This is a genomic window from Jiella sp. M17.18, assembly GCF_041027365.1.
Classification (GTDB): domain Bacteria; phylum Pseudomonadota; class Alphaproteobacteria; order Rhizobiales; family Rhizobiaceae; genus VKMB-3413.
Genome location: NZ_JBFTEH010000003.1, coordinates 346,047 through 364,458, shown reverse-complemented (window position 1 = coordinate 364,458; position 18,412 = coordinate 346,047). Strand labels below are relative to the sequence as shown.

At 68.2% G+C, this 18,412-nt stretch carries 19 protein-coding genes; 13 read left to right on the top strand and 6 right to left on the bottom strand.

Going from position 1 to position 18,412, the window contains the following annotated elements; translation table 11 throughout:
* The 4 genes from glcE to AB5S17_RS08120 form a co-directional block, all read right to left on the bottom strand.
* The gene (glcE, locus tag AB5S17_RS08135) at positions 1-1,245 is read right to left on the bottom strand and encodes a glycolate oxidase subunit GlcE (RefSeq protein ID WP_369238032.1); all 1,245 of its coding nucleotides are present in this window, start codon (positions 1,243-1,245) and stop codon (positions 1-3) included.
* Complete coding sequence (locus tag AB5S17_RS08130; RefSeq protein ID WP_369238030.1) at positions 1,242-1,847, bottom strand: Uma2 family endonuclease; 606 nt, start codon at positions 1,845-1,847, stop codon at positions 1,242-1,244. Before AB5S17_RS08130 ends, glcE begins: the two co-directional genes overlap by 4 nt.
* 16 nt (positions 1,848-1,863) lie before the next feature.
* Positions 1,864-3,357: an FAD-linked oxidase C-terminal domain-containing protein gene (locus tag AB5S17_RS08125; RefSeq protein ID WP_369238028.1), complete on the bottom strand. Its 1,494-nt coding sequence runs from the start codon at positions 3,355-3,357 to the stop codon at positions 1,864-1,866.
* An 83-nt stretch (positions 3,358-3,440) separates the two neighbouring features.
* Positions 3,441-4,736 carry a DUF3422 family protein gene (locus AB5S17_RS08120; RefSeq protein WP_369238026.1) on the bottom strand — a complete coding sequence of 432 codons (1,296 nt, stop codon included), beginning with the start codon at positions 4,734-4,736 and terminating at the stop codon, positions 3,441-3,443.
* A gap of 201 nt (positions 4,737-4,937) precedes the next feature.
* On the opposite strand from AB5S17_RS08120, the gene AB5S17_RS08115 reads away from it, so the two are divergent.
* Genes AB5S17_RS08115 through AB5S17_RS08090 form a run of 6 tightly spaced genes read left to right on the top strand, consistent with a single transcriptional unit; the run spans position 4,938 to position 9,201 of the window.
* Positions 4,938-5,720 (top strand): (Fe-S)-binding protein, encoded by a 783-nt coding sequence (locus AB5S17_RS08115; RefSeq protein ID WP_369238024.1) that lies wholly within the window; start codon positions 4,938-4,940, stop codon positions 5,718-5,720.
* Between the two features lie 13 nt (positions 5,721-5,733).
* Positions 5,734-6,273, top strand: a complete 540-nt coding sequence (locus AB5S17_RS08110; RefSeq protein ID WP_369238022.1) for an O-acetyl-ADP-ribose deacetylase — start codon at positions 5,734-5,736, stop codon at positions 6,271-6,273.
* Positions 6,270-6,752, top strand: coding sequence for a DUF29 domain-containing protein (locus AB5S17_RS08105; RefSeq protein WP_369238020.1), 483 nt, complete (start codon positions 6,270-6,272; stop codon positions 6,750-6,752). Before AB5S17_RS08110 ends, AB5S17_RS08105 begins: the two co-directional genes overlap by 4 nt.
* 3 nt (positions 6,753-6,755) lie before the next feature.
* Positions 6,756-7,070 (top strand): DUF29 domain-containing protein, encoded by a 315-nt coding sequence (locus tag AB5S17_RS08100; protein WP_369238018.1) that lies wholly within the window; start codon positions 6,756-6,758, stop codon positions 7,068-7,070.
* 11 nt (positions 7,071-7,081) lie between these two features.
* Positions 7,082-8,530 carry a LutB/LldF family L-lactate oxidation iron-sulfur protein gene (locus AB5S17_RS08095; RefSeq protein WP_369238016.1) on the top strand — a complete coding sequence of 483 codons (1,449 nt, stop codon included), beginning with the start codon at positions 7,082-7,084 and terminating at the stop codon, positions 8,528-8,530.
* Complete coding sequence (locus tag AB5S17_RS08090) at positions 8,527-9,201, top strand: lactate utilization protein C (protein WP_369238014.1); 675 nt, start codon at positions 8,527-8,529, stop codon at positions 9,199-9,201. The genes AB5S17_RS08095 and AB5S17_RS08090 overlap by 4 nt, the downstream gene beginning before the upstream one ends.
* A gap of 93 nt (positions 9,202-9,294) precedes the next feature.
* On the opposite strand, the gene AB5S17_RS08085 is transcribed toward AB5S17_RS08090, so the two are convergent.
* A complete protein-coding gene (locus AB5S17_RS08085; protein WP_369238012.1) occupies positions 9,295-9,876 on the bottom strand; it encodes a Uma2 family endonuclease in 582 nt (193 codons plus the stop codon).
* 192 nt (positions 9,877-10,068) lie between these two features.
* On the opposite strand from AB5S17_RS08085, the gene AB5S17_RS08080 reads away from it, so the two are divergent.
* From AB5S17_RS08080 to gcvP, 5 genes are all read left to right on the top strand, one after another.
* A complete protein-coding gene (locus AB5S17_RS08080; RefSeq protein WP_369238010.1) occupies positions 10,069-10,701 on the top strand; it encodes a LysE family translocator in 633 nt (210 codons plus the stop codon).
* Positions 10,702-10,799: 98 nt separating this feature from the next.
* Positions 10,800-11,027 carry a hypothetical protein gene (locus AB5S17_RS08075; protein WP_369238008.1) on the top strand — a complete coding sequence of 76 codons (228 nt, stop codon included), beginning with the start codon at positions 10,800-10,802 and terminating at the stop codon, positions 11,025-11,027.
* Positions 11,028-11,206: 179 nt separating this feature from the next.
* On the top strand, positions 11,207-12,349 hold the full coding sequence (gene gcvT / locus AB5S17_RS08070; protein WP_369238006.1) for a glycine cleavage system aminomethyltransferase GcvT: 1,143 nt from the start codon (positions 11,207-11,209) through the stop codon (positions 12,347-12,349).
* 19 nt (positions 12,350-12,368) lie between these two features.
* Positions 12,369-12,731: a glycine cleavage system protein GcvH gene (gene gcvH, locus AB5S17_RS08065; protein WP_369238004.1), complete on the top strand. Its 363-nt coding sequence runs from the start codon at positions 12,369-12,371 to the stop codon at positions 12,729-12,731.
* Positions 12,732-12,738: 7 nt separating this feature from the next.
* Positions 12,739-15,591: an aminomethyl-transferring glycine dehydrogenase gene (gcvP, locus tag AB5S17_RS08060; protein WP_369238002.1), complete on the top strand. Its 2,853-nt coding sequence runs from the start codon at positions 12,739-12,741 to the stop codon at positions 15,589-15,591.
* A gap of 27 nt (positions 15,592-15,618) precedes the next feature.
* On the opposite strand, the gene AB5S17_RS08055 is transcribed toward gcvP, so the two are convergent.
* Positions 15,619-15,828, bottom strand: a complete 210-nt coding sequence (locus tag AB5S17_RS08055) for a hypothetical protein (RefSeq protein ID WP_369238000.1) — start codon at positions 15,826-15,828, stop codon at positions 15,619-15,621.
* 168 nt (positions 15,829-15,996) lie between these two features.
* On the opposite strand from AB5S17_RS08055, the gene ubiG reads away from it, so the two are divergent.
* Positions 15,997-16,743 carry a bifunctional 2-polyprenyl-6-hydroxyphenol methylase/3-demethylubiquinol 3-O-methyltransferase UbiG gene (gene ubiG, locus AB5S17_RS08050; RefSeq protein WP_369238342.1) on the top strand — a complete coding sequence of 249 codons (747 nt, stop codon included), beginning with the start codon at positions 15,997-15,999 and terminating at the stop codon, positions 16,741-16,743.
* A gap of 417 nt (positions 16,744-17,160) precedes the next feature.
* The gene (gene rlmN / locus AB5S17_RS08045) at positions 17,161-18,408 is read left to right on the top strand and encodes a 23S rRNA (adenine(2503)-C(2))-methyltransferase RlmN (protein WP_369237998.1); all 1,248 of its coding nucleotides are present in this window, start codon (positions 17,161-17,163) and stop codon (positions 18,406-18,408) included.
* Positions 18,409-18,412: the final 4 nt, after the last annotated feature.

Genomic DNA, 18,412 nt, shown 5'->3' with positions numbered 1-18,412 from the left:
TTACCCCATCTTCCCCGGGTTGAGCACGCCTTTCGGATCGAACTGCGCCTTCAGCCGCTGCGACAGGGCGGCGAGGGCCGGCGCCTGCGGCTGGAACACCGCCGTCGCCGCGCGCACGCCGTCGGCCGCCCGCACCAGCGTCGCATGACCGCCGCCGAAGCGGCGGAGCGTCTCGCGGACGAGGTCCGCCTCCGGCTCGCCGGCCTCCATCCGCAGCCAGACGAGGCCGCCCTGCCAGTCGTAGAAGGCGTCGATGCCGGCCGCCATCCGGAGGCTCATCACGATCGCGTGGCCGTTCGTCGGCGCCACCGAGAGCCGCCAGACGGGCTTTTCCGTCCCGTCGGCGAAGGGCCGTGCATCCCGGACGTCGGCCCAGACGGCGCGGGAGGCTTCGCCCTCCAGCCGATCGAGGGTGGCGACCTTTTCCAGTGCCCGGCCGAGATGGGTCGAACGCGCTTCGACGGAGGGCCCGAACCCCTCCAGCCGGATCAGCGTCGCCGGCTCGTCGCCGAGAGCGCCGCCGGCGACGCGGCCCGCGACGTACATCGGCAGATGCGCCGCTCCGGACACTTCGGCCGGCGAGCCCATCGCTGCCGCCATCGCGCCCGCCGCCGCTTCGTCCGAAAGCCCGCGCAGGACGAGCGTCGTCTCGGTCTCCGCCTTCGGCAGCACCTTGATCGTGATGTCGGTCATCACCGCCAGGGTTCCGTAGGAGCCGGTGAGACCCTTGGACAGGTCGTAGCCGGTGACGTTCTTCACCACGCGCCCGCCGGACTTGAAGATCTCCGCGCGGCCGGAGACGGCGGTGACGCCGAGGATGTGGTCGCGCGCCGCTCCCTGCTTCAGCCGGCGCGGGCCGGAGAGGTTGCAGGCGATCACGCCGCCGAGGGTTCCCTGCCCGGCCGGGCGACCGTGCAGCGGCCCGTAGTCGATCGGCTCGAATTCGAGGCGCTGGCCCTGCGCGTCGACGAGCGCGGCGATCTCGGCGATCGGCGTACCGGCTCGAGCCGAGAGCACCAGCTCCTCCGGCTCATAGAGCGTGATCCCGCTCATCTTCGCGAGCGACAGCGTGCGCGCCGCCTGCACCGGCCGGCCGAGCCCGCGCTTGGAGCCGGTGCCCTCGATCGCCAGCGGCTCCTCGGCCGAGACCGCGGCGGCGACGATGTCGCGGACGTCTTCGGGGGTTTCGGGGCAGAGCGCGGATATCTCCGCGGCGCTTGCGGTCTTCGACCAGGCTGCACTCATGCCTTGCCTTTCGGGGCAAGATCGGTGCGGGCGTAAAGATCGCTGACGCTGCAGGAGAAGCCGAATTCCGGCAGTGCGATCCGATCATCCGCCGAGCGGTAAACCAGCCCCTTCCAGCCGTTCGATCGCGACCAGACTTCGACCGCCATGTCCGTCTGGGACAAGATCAGCACATGAAGGCAGTCGGGATGATCGGCGTACCGCATTCGCTTGGTGCTGATGAAGTCCAGGGGATTGGAATCAGAAAGGACCTCCGCTGCCAGATAAAAGCGTTCGGCGAAATAAACACCGGTCGGAACGCGATCGACAACCGCTACGTCGACCTGCGGCCGGAACCCCGGGTGGCCCGGGACAGACACACCGATCTCCCGCATGGCGTCCAGATCGGGCCTCGCAACGTCCAGCGCATCGTTCAGGAGACGCTCGAGGTTCGAACCGATCCTCTGATGCTTCAGGCTCGGCGGATGCATCATCTGGATCGGCTCCCCGTCGATCAGTTCCCAGCGTTCGTCCTCGCCGCGCGCCTCCAAAAACTTCAGGAACCGCGCCTCGTCCATGGGCGGCTCGTCCCTCAGCGACGGAAGTCGTTCGATGGCGCTCATCCTACCCTCCTGATGGTCAGAACCTCGGCAGATCCGGAAACGCCACCTGCCCCTTGTGGACGTGCATGCGCCCGAGCTCGGCGCAGCGGTGCAGCGTCGGGAACACCTTGCCGGGGTTGAGCAGGTGCTTATCGTCGAAGGCGCATTTGACCCGCTGCTGGTGCTTCATGTCGTCCTCGTCGAACATTTCCGGCATCAGGTCGCGCTTCTCGACGCCGACCCCGTGCTCGCCGGTGAGCACGCCGCCCACTTCGACGCAGAGGCGCAGGATGTCGTTGCCGAATTCCTCCGCCCGGTGCAGCTCGTCGCCCTTGTTGGCGTCGTAGAGGATCAGCGGATGCAGATTGCCGTCGCCGGCGTGGAAGACGTTGGCGACGCCGAGGCCGTATTTCTGCGACATCGCCTTCATGCCCGCCAGCACCTTCGGCAGCTCTTTTCGCGGGATCGTGCCGTCCATGCAGTAATAGTCCGGCGAGATGCGCCCGACCGCCGGGAAGGCGGCCTTGCGCCCGGCCCAGAAGGTCGCCCGCTCCTCGTCCGACTGCGAGACCTTCGCGGTGACGCAGCCGGTGGCCTTCGCGATCGCCTCGACCTCGGCGAGGAGGTGATCGACCTCCGCCGCCGGCCCGTCCAGTTCGACGATGAGCAGCGCCTCGACATCGGTGGGGTAGCCGGCATGGACGAAGTCCTCGGCGGCGAGGATCGCCGGCCGGTCCATCATCTCCATCCCGCCGGGGATGATGCCCTTGGCGATGATCGCCGCGACGCATTCGCCGGCCTGTTCGGAGGTCGGGAATCCGATGAGGACGGCGCGCGCCGTCTCCGGCTTCTGCAGGATTCGCACCGTCACCTCGGTGACGACGCCGAGCAGGCCCTCCGAGCCGGTCATCAGGCCGAGGAGGTCGTAGCCTTCGGCATCGAGGTGCTTGCCCCCGAGCCGGAGGATCTCGCCCTCGATGGTGACGAACTCGATGCCGAGGACGTTGTTCGCCGTCAGCCCGTATTTCAGGCAATGCACGCCGCCGGAATTCTCCGCGACATTGCCGCCTATCGAGCAGGCGATCTGCGAGGACGGGTCCGGGGCGTAATAGAAGCCGCGATGGGCGACGGCATGGGTGATGCCGAGATTGGTGACGCCCGGCTGCACAACCGCACAGCGATTGTCGAAGTCGATCTCCAGCACGCGGTTGAACTTGGAGAGGACGAGAAGCACCCCGTCTTGGAGCGGCAGCGCCCCGCCGGACAGCGAGGTGCCGGAGCCGCGCGGCACCACGGGAATGTCGTTGGCGTGACAGTATTTCAGCACCGCCGCGACCTGTTCCACCGTGTCCGGCAGGACCACGACCAGCGGCAGCTGGCGATAAGCGGTCAGCCCGTCGGTCTCGAAGGCGCGCATCTCGTTGACCGCGTCGACGACGCCTTCGCCGGGCACGATCGCCCGCAACGCGTTGACGATCGCTGCGCGTCGCTGAAGGATCGCCTCGGACGGTTTCGGCATCAGAACGGACATCGGCTCACTCCTGTTCCTCCAAGGTAAGCATCGGACGGCACAAGGTCTACCGGCGCGATGGAGCGGCCACCGCAACGCCCGGCTCAATGGCCGTCGCCGTCCCCGAGATGGTGCTTGCGGATGTACTCGACGGTGATCCAGACGAGGATCAGCGCGACCGGGACGAAGGCGGCCGTCAGCACCGTCGCGGAGATCGGCAGGCCCTCATGCTCCAGCCCGTCGGCGATATGGCCGAAGAGGCCGACGACGTAGTAGGCGATCGCCGCGACCGACAGGCCCTCGACGGTCTGCTGCAGGCGCAGCTGCAGCTGCGCACGGCGGTTCATCGAGGCCAAAAGGTCGCGGTTCTGGTGCTCCAGTTCCACGTCGATGCGGGTGCGCAGGAGGTTGGCTGAGCGGGCGAGCTTTTCCGACAGGCTCGCCTGGCGCTCCTCGACCGCGCGGCAGGTGCGCATCGCCGGCGCCATGCGGCGCTGCAGGAAGGCGCTCCAGCTTTCCTGGCCAGGGATCGGCTGTTCGCCGACGCCGGCCAGGCGCTCACGCACGATCTCGTCATAGGCGCGGCTGGCACCGAAGCGATAGAGCACGGAGGCGGCCGAGGCCTCGACCTCGGCGGCGGCCAGCGTGATCTCCTGGAGCAGCAACCGGCTGTCCTCGCTCCCGCCCTTCATCTCCTCGGTGATGCCCATCAGCCGGGCTTCGAGTGCCTGGACCGACGGGCCGACCGCCTGGGCGAGCGGCAGCCCGAGAAGCGCCAGCGTCCGGTAGACCTCGATCTCGACCAGCCGCATGGCGAGCGCGCCGGCTCTTGCCGGAGGAAGCCCGTCGTCGAGGACGAGCATGCGCGTCAGGCCGTCGCCGTCCTGGCGGAAATCGGTCGCCGCATGCGCCAGCCCGGCCTCCATGACCGAATAGCAGAAGCTCGACCGGTCGAAGACCTGCAGGGCTTCCTCGGATGCCTCGTCATGCGGGCGAAGCTCCAGATGGACGCCGGCGATCAGCGGGCCCGGCGCGCGGAACTCGGCACCGAACGGGTGGCCCTCGACCGGCTCGCCGAACCGCTTCGGCACCGGCCCTTCCCAGGAATAGGTGCAGAACTCGGTGTGCCGCTCCCATCGCAGCGTGCCCTTGCCGAAGCCGAAGGCGTGCGTGCGCGCGTCCGGTGCCGGCGGCGGCACGCCCTGCCGGATCGACAGCTCCGACAGCAGCGCGTGATCCGCCTGGCCGTGATCCTCATTCATGAAGGCGAGGACGACGAGCGCGCGCGGCAGCGCGATCAGCGGGAAGGGACGGGCATGCAGTTCGCCGAGCACGCCGGCACGACGCGGATCGGTGGAAAAGCGCGCGAGCGAGGCCTGGCGCAAGGTGGTCCCGCTCATGTCGTCACGCTCCCTCCTCCTGTGCCCGCGATGCGGTGCACGTGCGGTTCGCGTCCTCCCGACGGTCACCGCATCCGACCATTCTGCTAGCCGATCCCTGCCGCGACACCAACAGGGATTTGCGATTGTTCGCGAACAGGACCAAAAGGATGAGGGACGGCTGCAGTTTCAACGATGTGCCGGCAGCCACGGGAGAGACATTTGAGCGAGACTGCGAATCCCGGGGCGGACGCGCGACGCGTCGCCCTGTTCGTGACCTGTCTGGTCGACCTGTTCCGGCCGAGCGTCGGCTTCGCCGCGATCAAGCTTCTGGAGGATGCGGGATGCCGGGTGGTCGTGCCGACGAGCCAGACCTGCTGCGGCCAGCCGGCCTATAATTCCGGCGACCGGGAGGACACCAAGGCGATCGCGCGGCAGGTGATCGAGACCTTCGAGGGCTACGACCACGTCGTCGCCCCGTCCGGCTCCTGCGCGGCGATGCTGAAGAAGCACTACCCCGAGCTCTTCGCCGGGGACCGGGAGTGGGAGGCGCGGGCGCAGGCGTTCTCCGACAAGGTCTCGGAGCTCGTCAGCTTCCTCACCGACGTCCTCGGCGTAACGGCAGTCGACGCAAAGGTCGCGGGCAGCGCGACCTATCACGATTCCTGCTCGGGCCTGCGCGAACTCGGCATCCGCGAACAGCCGCGGCAGCTCCTGTCCTCGGTCGAGGGGCTGACACTGACCGAGCTGGAGGACGCGGATGTCTGCTGCGGCTTCGGCGGCACCTTCTGCATCAAGTATCCCGACGTCTCCAACGCCATCGTCACCAAGAAGGCGAAGCGCGTGAAGCAGAGCGGCGCCGACATGCTGCTCGCCGGCGATCTCGGCTGCCTGATGAACATGGACGGCAAGCTGAAGCGTGAAGGTACCGCCGTCGAGGTGCGCCACGTCGCCGAGGTGTTGGCCGGCATGACCGACGCGCCGCCGATCGGCGGCAAGCTCTGACGGACGCCGGCCGGTGACCACGATCACGCGGGGCGAGACGACGATCGCGGTCATCACCGGCGACATAACGACGCTCGATGTCGACGCGATCGTCAACGCCGCGAACCAGGGCCTGAAGGGCGGCGGCGGGGTCGACGGGGCGATCCACCGCGCCGCCGGCAAGGCGAAGCTGCAGGAAGCCTGCCGCGCGATCGGCTCCTGCCCGACCGGCGAGGCGCGCATCACGCCGGGCTTCGACCTTTCCGCCCGCTTCATCATCCACGCCGTCGGCCCGCGCTGGAAGAGCGGTGCGAAGGGGGAAGACGGCCTGCTCGCCGGCGCCTACCGCCACTCCTTCGTTCTGGCGGTGGAGCACGGCATCCGCACCATCGCCTTTCCGGCGATCTCGACCGGCGTCTACGGCTTTCCGAAGGAGCGCGCGGCAGGCATCGCGGCCCGGAAATGCCTGAGGGCTGCGGACGGCGAAGCCTTCGCGCGGATCGTCCTGTGCTGCTTCTCCGAGGGGGATGCGCTAGTCTACGGCAGAGCTCTCGAACAGGAGGCGGGATTGTGAGCCTCGCCAAGGACAAGCCCTACTTCGCGCAGCCCTCGGACTACGAGGACGACGTCCACGCCTGGGCCTTCGAGCAGGCCCAACTCCTGCGCCTCGGCCGCTTCTCGGAGGTGGATCTGCCGAACGTGATCGAGGAGTTGGAGAGCCTGGGGCGGGAAGTGCAAGAGCTCATCAGTGGGGCCTATCGCGATCTGATCGCGGCCCTGCTCGAATGGGAAGCAGACCCCTCTTCCCGCACGCGCGAAAATGCGACGCTCATTCTGAAAGCGCGGTTCACGATCGAGGACGAAGAGAAGGAAGCCCGTTCTCTGCGGGAGGATGCCAAGCGCACCGTTGAGGCGGTCTATCCCGATGCGGTTCACTTGGCGATGGCAGCGACCGGTTTGCCGCGCGGGTGTTTTCCTATCGAGTGTCCGTACGAACTCGCATTCTTACGCGATCTGGACGCCTTGCCCGGCTCTTTGCCCGATGGCGAATGACGGATGGGGAAACGTCATCGCCGCGCTCATCTATCCGGTTACGTCGTTCTCATGCTGCATCTGGTGAAATGGGAATTCCAGCCCGAGCGACGCTCGCGATCATGGATCAATACGATCAAGCGCGAACGCGTCCGGATCGCAGTCCGCGAGGCGAGCAGCTCAGACCTGAGGACGATGGCTGAATCGCAGATGGACGCGATTTTCGGTCGCGCCGTGCGTTTGGCGTCGCAGGAAACCCGGCTGCCCCTCTCGACCTTCCCCGACACCTGCCCCTATACCATCCAAGAGCTTCGCGACCGCGACTTCCTGCCCGAATAGGCACCCGCCCCATGCAGATCACCTCCCACACCTTCAAGGCCAACACCGTCAAGGCGCTCGCCGACGTCGACCTGCAGCGCGCGCTCGGCAATGTCGAACGCGGCTTCATCGGCAAGCGGCAGAAGGCGGTCGACGCGCTGCCGGAGTTCGACGCCCTGCGCGACAAGGCCGTCGAGATCAAGAACCACACGCTGAAGCATCTCGACCTCTACATCGAGGCCTATGTGGCAAAGGTCGAGGCGTCCGGCGGCAAGGTGCATTTCGCCGAGGACGCCGACCATGCGCGGCGGATCTTCCTCGACATCGCCAAGCGGCGGAAGGCGAAGACCGTTACCAAGGGCAAGACGATGATCTCCGAGGAGATCGGTCTCAACGCCTTCCTGGAAGAGAACGGCATCACGCCGGTCGAGACCGATCTCGGCGAATACATCATCCAGCTGCGCGGCGAGCATCCGAGCCACATCATCGCGCCGGCGGTCCACATCAACCGCGACCAGGTGGAAGCCGACTTCCGCAAGTTCCACGTCGACCTCGACCCGGAGCGCGACCTCACCGAGCCTGTGACGCTGCTCTCCGAGGCCCGGCAGATCCTCCGGAAGAAATACGGCGAGGCCGATATCGGCGTCACCGGCGCGAACTTCCTGATCGCCGAGACCGGGACGTCGGTGATCGTCACCAATGAGGGGAACGGCGACCTCACCCAGCTCCTCGGCAAGTGCCACGTGGTGCTGGCGTCGCTGGAGAAGATCGTCCCGACGCTGGAGGACACGGCACAGATCCTGCGGGTGCTCGCCCGCTCGGCGACGGGCCAGGACATGAGCGTCTATACGACGCTTTCGACCGGCCCGAAGCGCGCCGAAGATCCCGACGGGCCGGAGGAATACCACGTCATCCTCCTCGACAACGGCCGCTCCAACATGCTCGGCACCGAGTTCGAGGAGATGCTGCGCTGCATCCGCTGCGGCGCCTGCATGAACCACTGTCCGGTCTATCACGCGGTCGGCGGCCATTCCTACGGCTGGGTCTATCCCGGGCCGATGGGCGCCGTGCTGACGCCTTCGCTGATCGGCGTCGACAAGGCCGGGCACCTTCCCAACGCCTCGACCTTCTGCGGGCGCTGCGAGAGCGTCTGCCCGATGCGCATCCCGCTGCCGAAGATGATGCGGCACTGGCGCGAGAAGGAGTTCGAGAGCCACCTCCAGCCGCAGTCGCAGCGGGCCGGCCTCGACGTCTGGGCCTTTTTCGCCAGGCGGCCGAAGCTCTACCGCGCGGCGGTGTCCTTCGGCATGCCGATGCTGAAGCTGCTCGCGGGACCCAAGCGCCGCTTCCGCAAGCTGCCGCTCGCCGGCGGCTGGACCAAGTGGCGCGACCTGCCGGCGCCGGAAGGGCGGACCTTCATGCAGGCCTATGCGCAGAGCGGCCATGCCGCCAGCGCCGATGCGACGGGAGGCGAGCGATGAGCGGGTCCACCAGGGATGCGGTCCTCAACCGCATCCGCCGCGCCAACGGCGCGCGGCCGGGCGATCCGGAGCGGGCGAAGGTGGTCGCCGAGCGGCTCGGCACGGCGCCGCGCGGGATCGTGCCGAAGCGCGGCCAGCTGCCGCAGGAGGAGCGCGTCCGGCTCTTCCTCGACATGGCCGAGAAGGCCAATGCGACGGTGGCGCGGGTCGCGGACTATGCCGAGCTGCCGGAGGCCGTGGCGACCTTCCTGCGCGAGAAGAACCTGCCGGCCGAGCTGAAGCTCGGCGCCGATCCGCGCTTTGCCGATCTCGACTTCTCGCAGACGGCGCTGTCGGTGACCCATGGCGCCAGCGACGGCGACGATCTCGCCGCGCTCTCGCATGCGATGGGCGGGATCGCCGAGACCGGCACGCTGATGCTGACCTCCGGGCCGGACAACCCGACCAGCCTCAACTTCCTGCCGGAATACCATGTCGTCGCCGTCGCGGCGGAGGATGTCGCCGGCGACATGGAGACGCTGCTCGCCAAGCTGCGCGAAACGTTCGGCAAGGGCGGCATGCCGCGTTCGGTGAACTTCGTCACCGGCCCGTCGCGCTCGGCCGACATCGAGCAGACGCTGCTTCTCGGCGCGCACGGGCCGCGCAGCCTGCACATCGTCGTCGTGGGGTAGAAGCGGACGCTCCGGGATCGGCGACCCGCGCTCGAGGTGCAGCGTCGTCCGGCGAGAGAGCTGGTCGAACGAAGCCTCGATGCTCGCCCCGGCTCAGACCGGGGCGCTGCGATCGGGGAACGCGATCCCGTCGAAGATCTCGGCGAGCGGCAGGTCGATCCCGAGTGCCGGAACGACGACCGACGCTTCCAGCCCGGTCACCCGGCTCTCCTGCCACGCGCCGTATGCACCCCGCTCGAAGACATAGACCTCCGGCCGGTTCGGCTCGACATAGAGGATCGTGCGGACCGACGGCACCGCCTTGTATTCGGCGAGCTTGCCGACGCGATCGAAATCGCGGGTCGACGGCGACAGGACCTCGACGATCAGGACGGGCTCGCGGGCGATCAAATCGTCGGCGTCTCGCTTGCCGCAGTCGACGCCCGCATCCGGTCGACGCACCTGCCAGTCCGATGTCTGAACACAGAGGTCGGCCGTGAACGGGCGGCACGGCTTCCCCTTCATGCGCTGCCTGAGCTCGCCGAGGACGTTGAGAACGATGTCGCAATGACGGACGGTCGCGCCCGTCATCATCTTGACGGGAGTGCCGGCGACGAGCTCGTAGCGCCCCTCGCGTCCCTCCTGCCAGGCGAGGAACGCCTCGACCGACCATCGACGACCAGCAGCTTCGCTCATCGCCCGCAGCTCCGCGTTCAACATCCTCTGTGATCTTATCACGGCTTTCGCCCTGCCGCAGCCGAGCCTTCCGTTGCGGCGCTGCGCCGGAGGAACGGCAGGCCTTCTCCCCGCTCCGGGCGGCATCCGCCGACTGGACGCCCGCCTCCGGCCGTGACTTGATGAACGTCCGCATCCATCCGGAAGACCCACATGCCCGTCGAACCCGCCACGCTTGCCGCCTTCGTTCTCGCTTCGACGATCCTCCTCGTGATCCCCGGGCCGACGGTCGTCATGGTCGTCGGGCAGGCGCTGGCGCATGGTCGGCGGGTCGCACTGGCGAGCGTCGCGGGGGTCGGTCTCGGTGACCTGTGCGCCGCGAGCCTTTCGCTCGCCGGCGTCGGCGCGCTGCTCGCAGCCTCGGCGGAAGCCTTCGCGGTGCTGAAGTGGGCGGGCGCTGCCTATCTCGTCTTCATGGGCATCAAGCTGTGGCGGCATCCGCCGGCCTTTGCGCAGACGCCGGGCGACGCCCCGGCGGGCTCGCCGCGGAAGGTCTTCCAGGACGCCTTCCTGGTGACCCTGTTCAATCCCAAGGGGATCGTCTTCTTCGCCGCCTTCGTCCCGCAATTCGTCAGCCCGGCGCAGGCCTATCTGCCGCAGGCGGCGATCTTCGTCGGTGTCTTCGTGGCCCTGGGGATCGCCAATGCGGCGCTCTACGCCCGTCTGGCGGCGACCGCGCGCAGTCTCGCGCGGCGCCCGGTGGTCCTGCGCCGCATGGGCCGGACAGGCGCCGTCTGCCTGATCTCGGCCGGCATCGCCTCGGCCCTCGTGCAGCGCCCGGCCTGAAGCGGATCATCTCCGGCGGATCGCCGGAAATTCCGGGACCGGAACTGTCGGTCGCGCCCACCGTTTCGCCCTCGAGTTTCCGTGCAAGGAGCAACGAGATGAAGACGATGAACGACAATGCGCGCGACGACGCGATGAACGCCGATCCCCGCAAGACCGGCGGCATGGCCGGCGAGGCCGAGGCGAAGCGTCCGCCGCAGCCGGGCGACCAGGAGCGGCCGATGACCGAGAACGAGGAGCTCGACGAGGGCCTCGACGAGACCTTCCCGGCCTCAGATCCCGTGTCGCCGAGCCGCATCGACGGGCCGGTCCCGCCGAAGAAGTGACCCTCGCCGGGCGCTTCCTCACAGTCTGACGATCTTGCGAGCCGGGCCGGTGCCCGGCTCGCCTCATGTGAGGGCGAGCCTCTGCGCAGGCGGAACCACCCGGCGGACCGGTGACATCGCGGCCAGCCGTGATAGATGTCCGCCGAATGGAATTGCCACTGGGCACCGGGAGAGACCGCTTGGCCGAGACATCCGACCTGAAACGCACGCCGCTCTTCGCCCTCCATCAGGCGCTCGGCGGCAAGATGGTCCCCTTCGCCGGCTACGAGATGCCCGTGCAATATGCGGCGGGCGTCCTGAAGGAGCATCTCCACACGCGCTCCGGCGCCGGGCTCTTCGACGTCTCGCATATGGGCCAGGTCGCCATCCGGCCGAAGTCCGGATCGCTGGACGATGCGGCCCTGGCACTGGAGACGCTGGTGCCGGTCGACGTCCTCGGCCTGAAGGAGGGGCGGCAGCGCTACGCCGTCTTCACCAGCGAGACGGGCGGCATCCTCGACGACCTGATGATCGCCCATCGCGGCGACCACCTCTTCCTCGTCGTCAACGCCGCCTGCAAGGACGCCGACATCGCGCATCTTCAGGCGGAGCTGTCCGAGACCTGCACGGTGGAGCCGCTGACCGATCGCGCGCTGATCGCGCTGCAGGGACCGGCGGCCGAGGCGGCGCTGGCAGCGCTCGCGCCGGACGTCGCCGCGATGCGCTTCATGGACGTGCGCGACGTGACGATCGCCGGCGCCGCCTGCACGGTCTCGCGCTCGGGCTATACCGGCGAGGACGGGTTCGAGATCTCGGTGCCGGTCGCCGACGCCGAAAACCTCGCCAAGGCGCTGCTCGAAAACCCGGTCGTCCAGCCGATCGGCCTCGGCGCGCGCGATTCGCTGCGGCTCGAAGCCGGGCTCTGCCTCTACGGCAACGACATCGACGAGACGACGACGCCGGTCGAGGCGTCGCTGCAATGGGCAATCCAGAAGGTGCGCCGGTCCGGCGGCGAGCGCGCCGGCGGCTTTCCCGGCGCCGAGATCATCCTCGGCCAGCTGACCGCCGGCGTCCTGAAGCGCCGCGTCGGGTTGAGGCCGGAGGGCCGCACGCCGGTGCGCGGCGGCGCGGCGGTCTTTGCCGGCGAGAGCGGCGGCGAGCCGGTCGGCCGCGTCACTTCGGGCGGCTTCGGTCCGACACTGGAGGCGCCGGTCGCAATGGGCTACGTTCCCGCCGAACATGCCGAACCGGGCACCCGGCTGTTCGCGGACGTGCGCGGCAAGCGCATCCCCCTATCCGTCACAGACCTGCCCTTCGTCGAGCCGCACTACAAGCGGCGCTGAACAACGGAGGAATCCGCCGATGCTGAAATTCACCCAGGAGCACGAGTGGCTGCGCGTCGAGGGCGACGTCGCGACCGTCGGCATCACCGAACACGCCTCCGTCCAGCTGGGCGATCTCGTCTTCGTCGAACTGCCGGAGGTCGGCAAGACCGTCTCGAAGGGCGACGACGCCGCGGTGGTCGAATCGGTGAAGGCCGCCTCCGAGGTCTACGCGCCGCTGGACGGCGAGATCGTCGAGGTCAATCCGGCGATCGCCGACGATCCCTCGCTGGTCAATTCCGATCCCATGGGCAAGGGCTGGTTCTTCAAGCTGAAGCTCGCCGACACGGGCGCGCTGGACGCGCTGATGGACGAAGACGCCTACAAGGCCATGGTGGACTGAGCCTTTCATGCCCTTCGAATTCACCGACTACGATCCGTACGACTTCGCCAACCGCCGCCATATCGGCCCGTCTCCCGCCGAGATGGCGGAGATGCTCTCCGTCGTCGGCGCTGAGACGCTCGACGCGCTGATCGACGAGACCGTTCCCGCCTCGATCCGGCAGAAAGAGCCGCTCGACTTCGGCCCGCCGATGACCGAGCGCCAGGCGCTCGACGCGCTGCGCGAGACCGCCGACAAGAACCGGAACCTCGTCTCGCTGATCGGCCAGGGCTATTACGGCACGATCACGCCGCCGGTCATCCAGCGCAACATCCTGGAGAACCCCGCCTGGTACACGGCCTACACGCCGTACCAGCCGGAGATCAGCCAGGGCCGGCTCGAAGCGCTCCTGAACTTCCAGACGATGATGTCGGACCTGACCGGCCTCGACGTCGCCAACGCCTCGCTGCTCGACGAGGCGACCGCCGCCGCCGAGGCCATGGCGATGGCGCATCGCGTCGCCAAGTCCAAGGCGAACACCTTCTTCGTCGACGAGAACTGCCACCCGCAGACGATCGCGGTCATTCGGACGCGGGCCGAGCCGCTCGGCTGGAGCGTCGCCGTCGGCGACCCGTTCGCCGACCTGAAACCCGGCGAGGTGTTCGGCGCGATCTTCCAGTATCCCGGCACCTACGGCCACGTCCGCGACTTCACCGACGTCATCGCGAGCCTGCACGCGGCGAGCGCGATCGCGGTGATGGCCGCCGACCCCTTGTCGCTGGCGCTGCTCAAGACGCCCGGCGAGATGAACGCCGACATCGCCGTCGGCTCGACCCAGCGCTTCGGCGTGCCGATGGGCTATGGCGGCCCGCACGCCGCCTACATGGCGGTGAAGGACGCCCACAAGCGCTCCATGCCCGGCCGCCTCGTCGGCGTCTCGGTCGATGCGCGCGGCAACCGCGCCTATCGCCTTGCGCTGCAGACCCGAGAGCAGCACATTCGCCGCGAGAAGGCGACCTCGAACATCTGCACCGCGCAGGTGCTCCTCGCGGTGATGGCGTCGATGTACGGCGTCTTCCACGGCCCGAAGGGGATCAAGGCGATCGCCCAGCGGGTGCACACGCGGGCGTCGATCCTCGCCTCCGGCCTCGAAAAGCTCGGCTACACCGTCGAGCCGGACGCCTTCTTCGACACGATGACGATCGACGTCGGCCGCCTGCAGCGGGTGATCCTCGACGCGGCGGTGGCCGGCGGGGTGAACCTGCGCCCGGTCGGGGAAACCCGCATCGGCATCTCCGTCGACGAGCGCACGCGGCCCGGCAATATCGAGGCGGTCTGGCGCGCCTTCGGCGGCACCTTCGCCTTCGCCGCGATCGAGTCCGGCTGGCGCCTGTCCGAAGAGCGCCTGCGCCAGACCGACTACATGACGCATCCGGTCTTCCACATGAACCGGGCGGAGAGCGAGATGACCCGCTACATCCGCCGGCTCTCCGACCGCGACCTCGCGCTCGACCGCTCGATGATCCCGCTCGGCTCCTGCACGATGAAGCTGAACGCGACCGCCGAGATGCTGCCGATCACCTGGCCGGAATTCGCCGAGCTGCATCCCTTCGCGCCGGCGGACCAGGCGCTCGGCTACCGCTTCCTGATCGAGGACCTGTCGGAAAAGCTCTGCGCCATCACCGGGTTCGACGCGGTGTCGATGCAGCCGAATTCCGGCGCGCAGGGCGAATATGCCGGCCTCCTCACCATCCGCGCCTTCCACAAGGCGAATGGCGACGACCACCGCACGGTCTGCCTGATCCCGACCTCGGCGCACGGCACCAATCCGGCGTCGGCCCAGATGGCCGGCATGACGGTCGTGCCGGTGAAGTCGGCGGAGAACGGCGACATCGACGTCGAGGAGTTCCGGGCGAAGGCCGAGCAGTATTCCGACCGGCTCGCCGCCTGCATGATCACCTACCCCTCGACGCACGGCGTCTTCGAGGCCCGGGTCGCCGAACTCTGCGAGATCGTCCACGAGCATGGCGGCCAGGTCTATCTCGACGGGGCCAACATGAACGCCCTCGTCGGCCTCGCCCGCCCCGGCGATATCGGCGCCGACGTTTGCCACCTCAACCTGCACAAGACCTTCTGCATCCCGCATGGCGGCGGCGGGCCGGGCATGGGACCGATCGCGGTCAAGGCGCATCTGGCGCGGCATCTGCCGGGCCATCCGATGCTCTCGGGCGAGGAGGGCCCGGTCTCGGCGGGTCCCTACGGATCGCCGTCGATCCTGCCGATCTCCTGGAGCTACTGCCTGATGATGGGCGGTGAGGGGCTGACGCAGGCGACCAAGGTCGCGATCCTCAACGCCAACTACATCGCCAAACGCCTGGAGGGGGCCTATCCCGTCCTCTACAAGTCCGGCACCGGGCGCGTCGCGCACGAGTGCATCATCGACACCCGCATCCTGCAGGAGAGCGCCGGCGTCACCGTGGACGATGTCGCCAAGCGCCTGATCGACTGCGGCTTCCACGCGCCGACGATGAGCTGGCCGGTGGCCGGCACGCTGATGATCGAGCCGACGGAGTCGGAGACCAAGGCCGAGCTCGACCGCTTCTGCGAGGCGATGCTGGCGATCCGCGAGGAGGCCCGCGCGATCGAGGAAGGCCGGTCCGACCCGAAGAACAACCCGCTGAAGAACGCCCCGCACACGGTGGAGGATCTCGTCGGCGAATGGGACCGTCCCTATTCGCGCGAAGAGGCCTGCTATCCGCCCGGTGCCTTCCGGGTCGACAAGTACTGGTCGCCGGTCAACCGCGTCGACAACGTCTATGGCGACCGCAACCTGGTCTGCGCCTGCCCTCCGATGGAGGCCTATCAAGAGGCGGCGGAATAGCGTGAAAGCTGCGAGGGGCGGCCGGCATCATGCCGGCGGCTGCCTTTCGGCACCGGGGCTCGGCGTTTCCGCGCCGGCCTCCTTCCCGTCTGCCGGAGCATCGTCATCCGCGAAATCGCGCCGGTGGCGATGCGGCGGCTGGCTCAGCTCCGCCTCGTCCGAGCCGGGCGCCGGCGTCTCGGCGTCTTCCATGTCTTCGCCGGGGATGAAGTCGGCGGTGCTGCGGGTGTTCGACATGACCCCTGCTCCTTCTGGCCGGAGACGACTGTCCTCGAATAAGCCGTTCCCGGCAAGAGCGTTCCCGCACGGACGGAGCGACGCCGAAGGCCGCACCCCGCTTGACTTTCCAGCCGGCGAAAGAACATGCGGGCACACAGGAAGAGCGACGACATCAAGGAACGGGCGATGAATTCGGAAGCGGGTACGACGATCGACGGCGCCGAGGTCGAGCGCTTCTCCCGCATGGCGCAGGAGTGGTGGAACCCGGTCGGCAAGTTCAAGCCGCTGCACAAGTTCAACCCGGTCCGCCTCGACTATATCCGCCGCGAGATGGCGATGAACTTCGACCGCGACATCAACGCGCCGAAGCCCTTCGCCGGGCTGACACTGCTCGACATCGGCTGCGGCGGCGGGCTGATCGCCGAGCCGATGGCGCGGCTCGGGGCCGATGTCGTCGGTGCGGATGCGTCCGAGACGAACATCGAGGTCGCCAAGCTCCACGCGGCCGAGGGCGGCCTTGCCATCGACTACCGCGCGACGACGGCCGAGGCGATCGCGGCCGGCGGCGAGACCTTCGACGTCGTGCTGGCGCTGGAGATCGTCGAGCATGTCGCGGATGTCGACCTGTTCCTGACGTCGTGTGCCCAGATGGTGAAGCCGGGCGGCCTCCTCTTCGTCGCCACCATCAACCGCACCCTGAAGGCCTATGCCTTCGCCATCGTCGGCGCGGAGCGCGTGCTGCGCTGGCTGCCGAAGGGCACGCACCAGTTCGAGAAGCTGGTGCGCCCGGACGAGATCGCCGGCCCGCTGGAGCGCGCCGGCCTGTCGATGATCGACGAGACCGGCGTCGTCTACCACCCGCTCGCTGACGAATGGCGCCAGTCGAAGGACACCGACGTCAACTACATGATGCTGGCTCGGCGTCCGGGCTGAGGGCGTCGGACACCTTCGGAGTTCGGCACGAACGTTCGCAATCGGCGACGACACCGCCGGCTCGTCATCCCGGCCTCGAGCCGGGATCCACGCCAAGTCGCCGACGCTGCAAGGGCGTCTGATGTTCTCCTGTCGTCGTCGCCGAAGAGGTCGTTTCGACGCGGAGGAATAGATCCCGGCTCAAGGCCGGGATGACGAAGCTGAAGCGCTGCGCTTCGATCGCACCACCCCTTGCACCGCCCGGGCTGCGGCGTCCTGCTTGCCGCCGGAAGCCTCCGAGTCGTCCGCCTTGAACTTTCGGCCCTGAAAGGGCATGTGTTCCGGCAATCCTTTTGAACTCATCTCCCCTCGCCCTTGGGGCGTCGCCGCATCATCGCATCGCGGCCAAGACGCGTTGGCGAGCGAAGAGGAAAGCCGATGTCCGTCACGCTCGACCTCACCCAGTCCCGCGCGAAGCCGCAGCTGGCCGTTCCGCCGGCACTGCGACCCGCGCCGGCCGACGAAAAGCCGTCGCTGATCGGGATGTCGCGCGAGCGGCTGGGCGAGGCGCTGGCGGCGGTTGGCGTCCCGGAAAAGCAGGTGCGCATGCGCACCCAGCAGCTCTGGCACTGGCTCTATGTCCGCGGCGTCTCCGACTTCTCCCAGATGGCCAACGTCGCCAAGGACCTGAGGCAGAAGCTCGACGACGCCTACACCATCGCGCGGCCCGAGATCGTCACCGAGCAGGTCTCGGTGGACGGCACGCGCAAATGGGTGCTGCGCTTCTCGCCGAAGGGCGCCGGCCGGCCGGTCGAGATCGAGACGGTCTATATCCCCGAGGAAGGCCGCGGCACGCTCTGCGTCTCCTCCCAGGTCGGCTGCACGCTGACCTGCACCTTCTGCCACACCGGCACGCAGCGCCTGGTGCGCAACCTGACGCCGGACGAGATCGTCGGCCAGATCCTGCTCGCCCGCGACCGGCTCGGCGACTTCCCCGACGCCGCGACGCCGGCCGGCGCGATCGTACCGAGCGAGGGACGCCTGGTCTCGAACGTCGTGATGATGGGCATGGGCGAGCCGCTCTACAATTTCGACAACGTCAAGGAGGCGCTTGGCGTCGCCTCGGACGGCGAGGGCCTGTCCCTGTCGAAGCGCCGGATCACGCTGTCGACCTCCGGCGTCGTGCCGATGATCGCCAAGGCCGGCGAGGAGATGGGCGTGATGCTGGCGATCTCGCTGCACGCGACGAACGATGCGCTGCGCGACGAGCTGGTGCCGATCAACAAGAAGTACCCGCTGAAGGATCTGCTCGACGCCTGCCGCGCCTATCCCGGCCTGTCGAACGCCAAGCGCATCACCTTCGAATACGTCATGCTGAAGGGCGTCAACGACAGCCTCGCCGACGCCAAGGAGCTGGTGCGGATCCTCAAGGGCATTCCCGCCAAGATCAACCTCATCCCGTTCAACCCCTGGCCGGGCAGCCGCTATGAATGCTCCGACTGGGACCAGATCGAGCGCTTCGCGGACTTCGTGAACCAGGCAGGCTACGCCTCGCCGATCCGCACCCCGCGCGGGCGCGACATCTTCGCCGCCTGCGGGCAGCTGAAGTCGGAGTCCGAGCGCATGCGCAAGAGCGAGCGCGACGCGATGGAAGCGGCGCGGATCAGCGAACTCGCCGCCGGCTGAACGG

Bases quoted from the DNA above. Each gene is read 5' to 3' on its own strand.
- glcE (WP_369238032.1), bottom strand. From the start codon at position 1,245: ATGAGTGCAGCCTGGTCGAAGACCGCAAGCGCCGCGGAGATATCCGCG.
- AB5S17_RS08130 (WP_369238030.1), bottom strand. From the start codon at position 1,847: ATGAGCGCCATCGAACGACTTCCGTCGCTGAGGGACGAGCCGCCCATG.
- AB5S17_RS08125 (WP_369238028.1), bottom strand. From the start codon at position 3,357: ATGTCCGTTCTGATGCCGAAACCGTCCGAGGCGATCCTTCAGCGACGC.
- AB5S17_RS08120 (WP_369238026.1), bottom strand. From the start codon at position 4,736: ATGAGCGGGACCACCTTGCGCCAGGCCTCGCTCGCGCGCTTTTCCACC.
- AB5S17_RS08100 (WP_369238018.1), top strand. From the start codon at position 6,756: ATGGGGAAACGTCATCGCCGCGCTCATCTATCCGGTTACGTCGTTCTC.
- AB5S17_RS08095 (WP_369238016.1), top strand. From the start codon at position 7,082: ATGCAGATCACCTCCCACACCTTCAAGGCCAACACCGTCAAGGCGCTC.
- AB5S17_RS08090 (WP_369238014.1), top strand. From the start codon at position 8,527: ATGAGCGGGTCCACCAGGGATGCGGTCCTCAACCGCATCCGCCGCGCC.
- AB5S17_RS08085 (WP_369238012.1), bottom strand. From the start codon at position 9,876: ATGAGCGAAGCTGCTGGTCGTCGATGGTCGGTCGAGGCGTTCCTCGCC.
- AB5S17_RS08080 (WP_369238010.1), top strand. From the start codon at position 10,069: ATGCCCGTCGAACCCGCCACGCTTGCCGCCTTCGTTCTCGCTTCGACG.
- AB5S17_RS08075 (WP_369238008.1), top strand. From the start codon at position 10,800: ATGAAGACGATGAACGACAATGCGCGCGACGACGCGATGAACGCCGAT.
- gcvH (WP_369238004.1), top strand. From the start codon at position 12,369: ATGCTGAAATTCACCCAGGAGCACGAGTGGCTGCGCGTCGAGGGCGAC.
- gcvP (WP_369238002.1), top strand. From the start codon at position 12,739: ATGCCCTTCGAATTCACCGACTACGATCCGTACGACTTCGCCAACCGC.
- AB5S17_RS08055 (WP_369238000.1), bottom strand. From the start codon at position 15,828: ATGTCGAACACCCGCAGCACCGCCGACTTCATCCCCGGCGAAGACATG.
- ubiG (WP_369238342.1), top strand. From the start codon at position 15,997: ATGAATTCGGAAGCGGGTACGACGATCGACGGCGCCGAGGTCGAGCGC.
- rlmN (WP_369237998.1), top strand. From the start codon at position 17,161: ATGTCCGTCACGCTCGACCTCACCCAGTCCCGCGCGAAGCCGCAGCTG.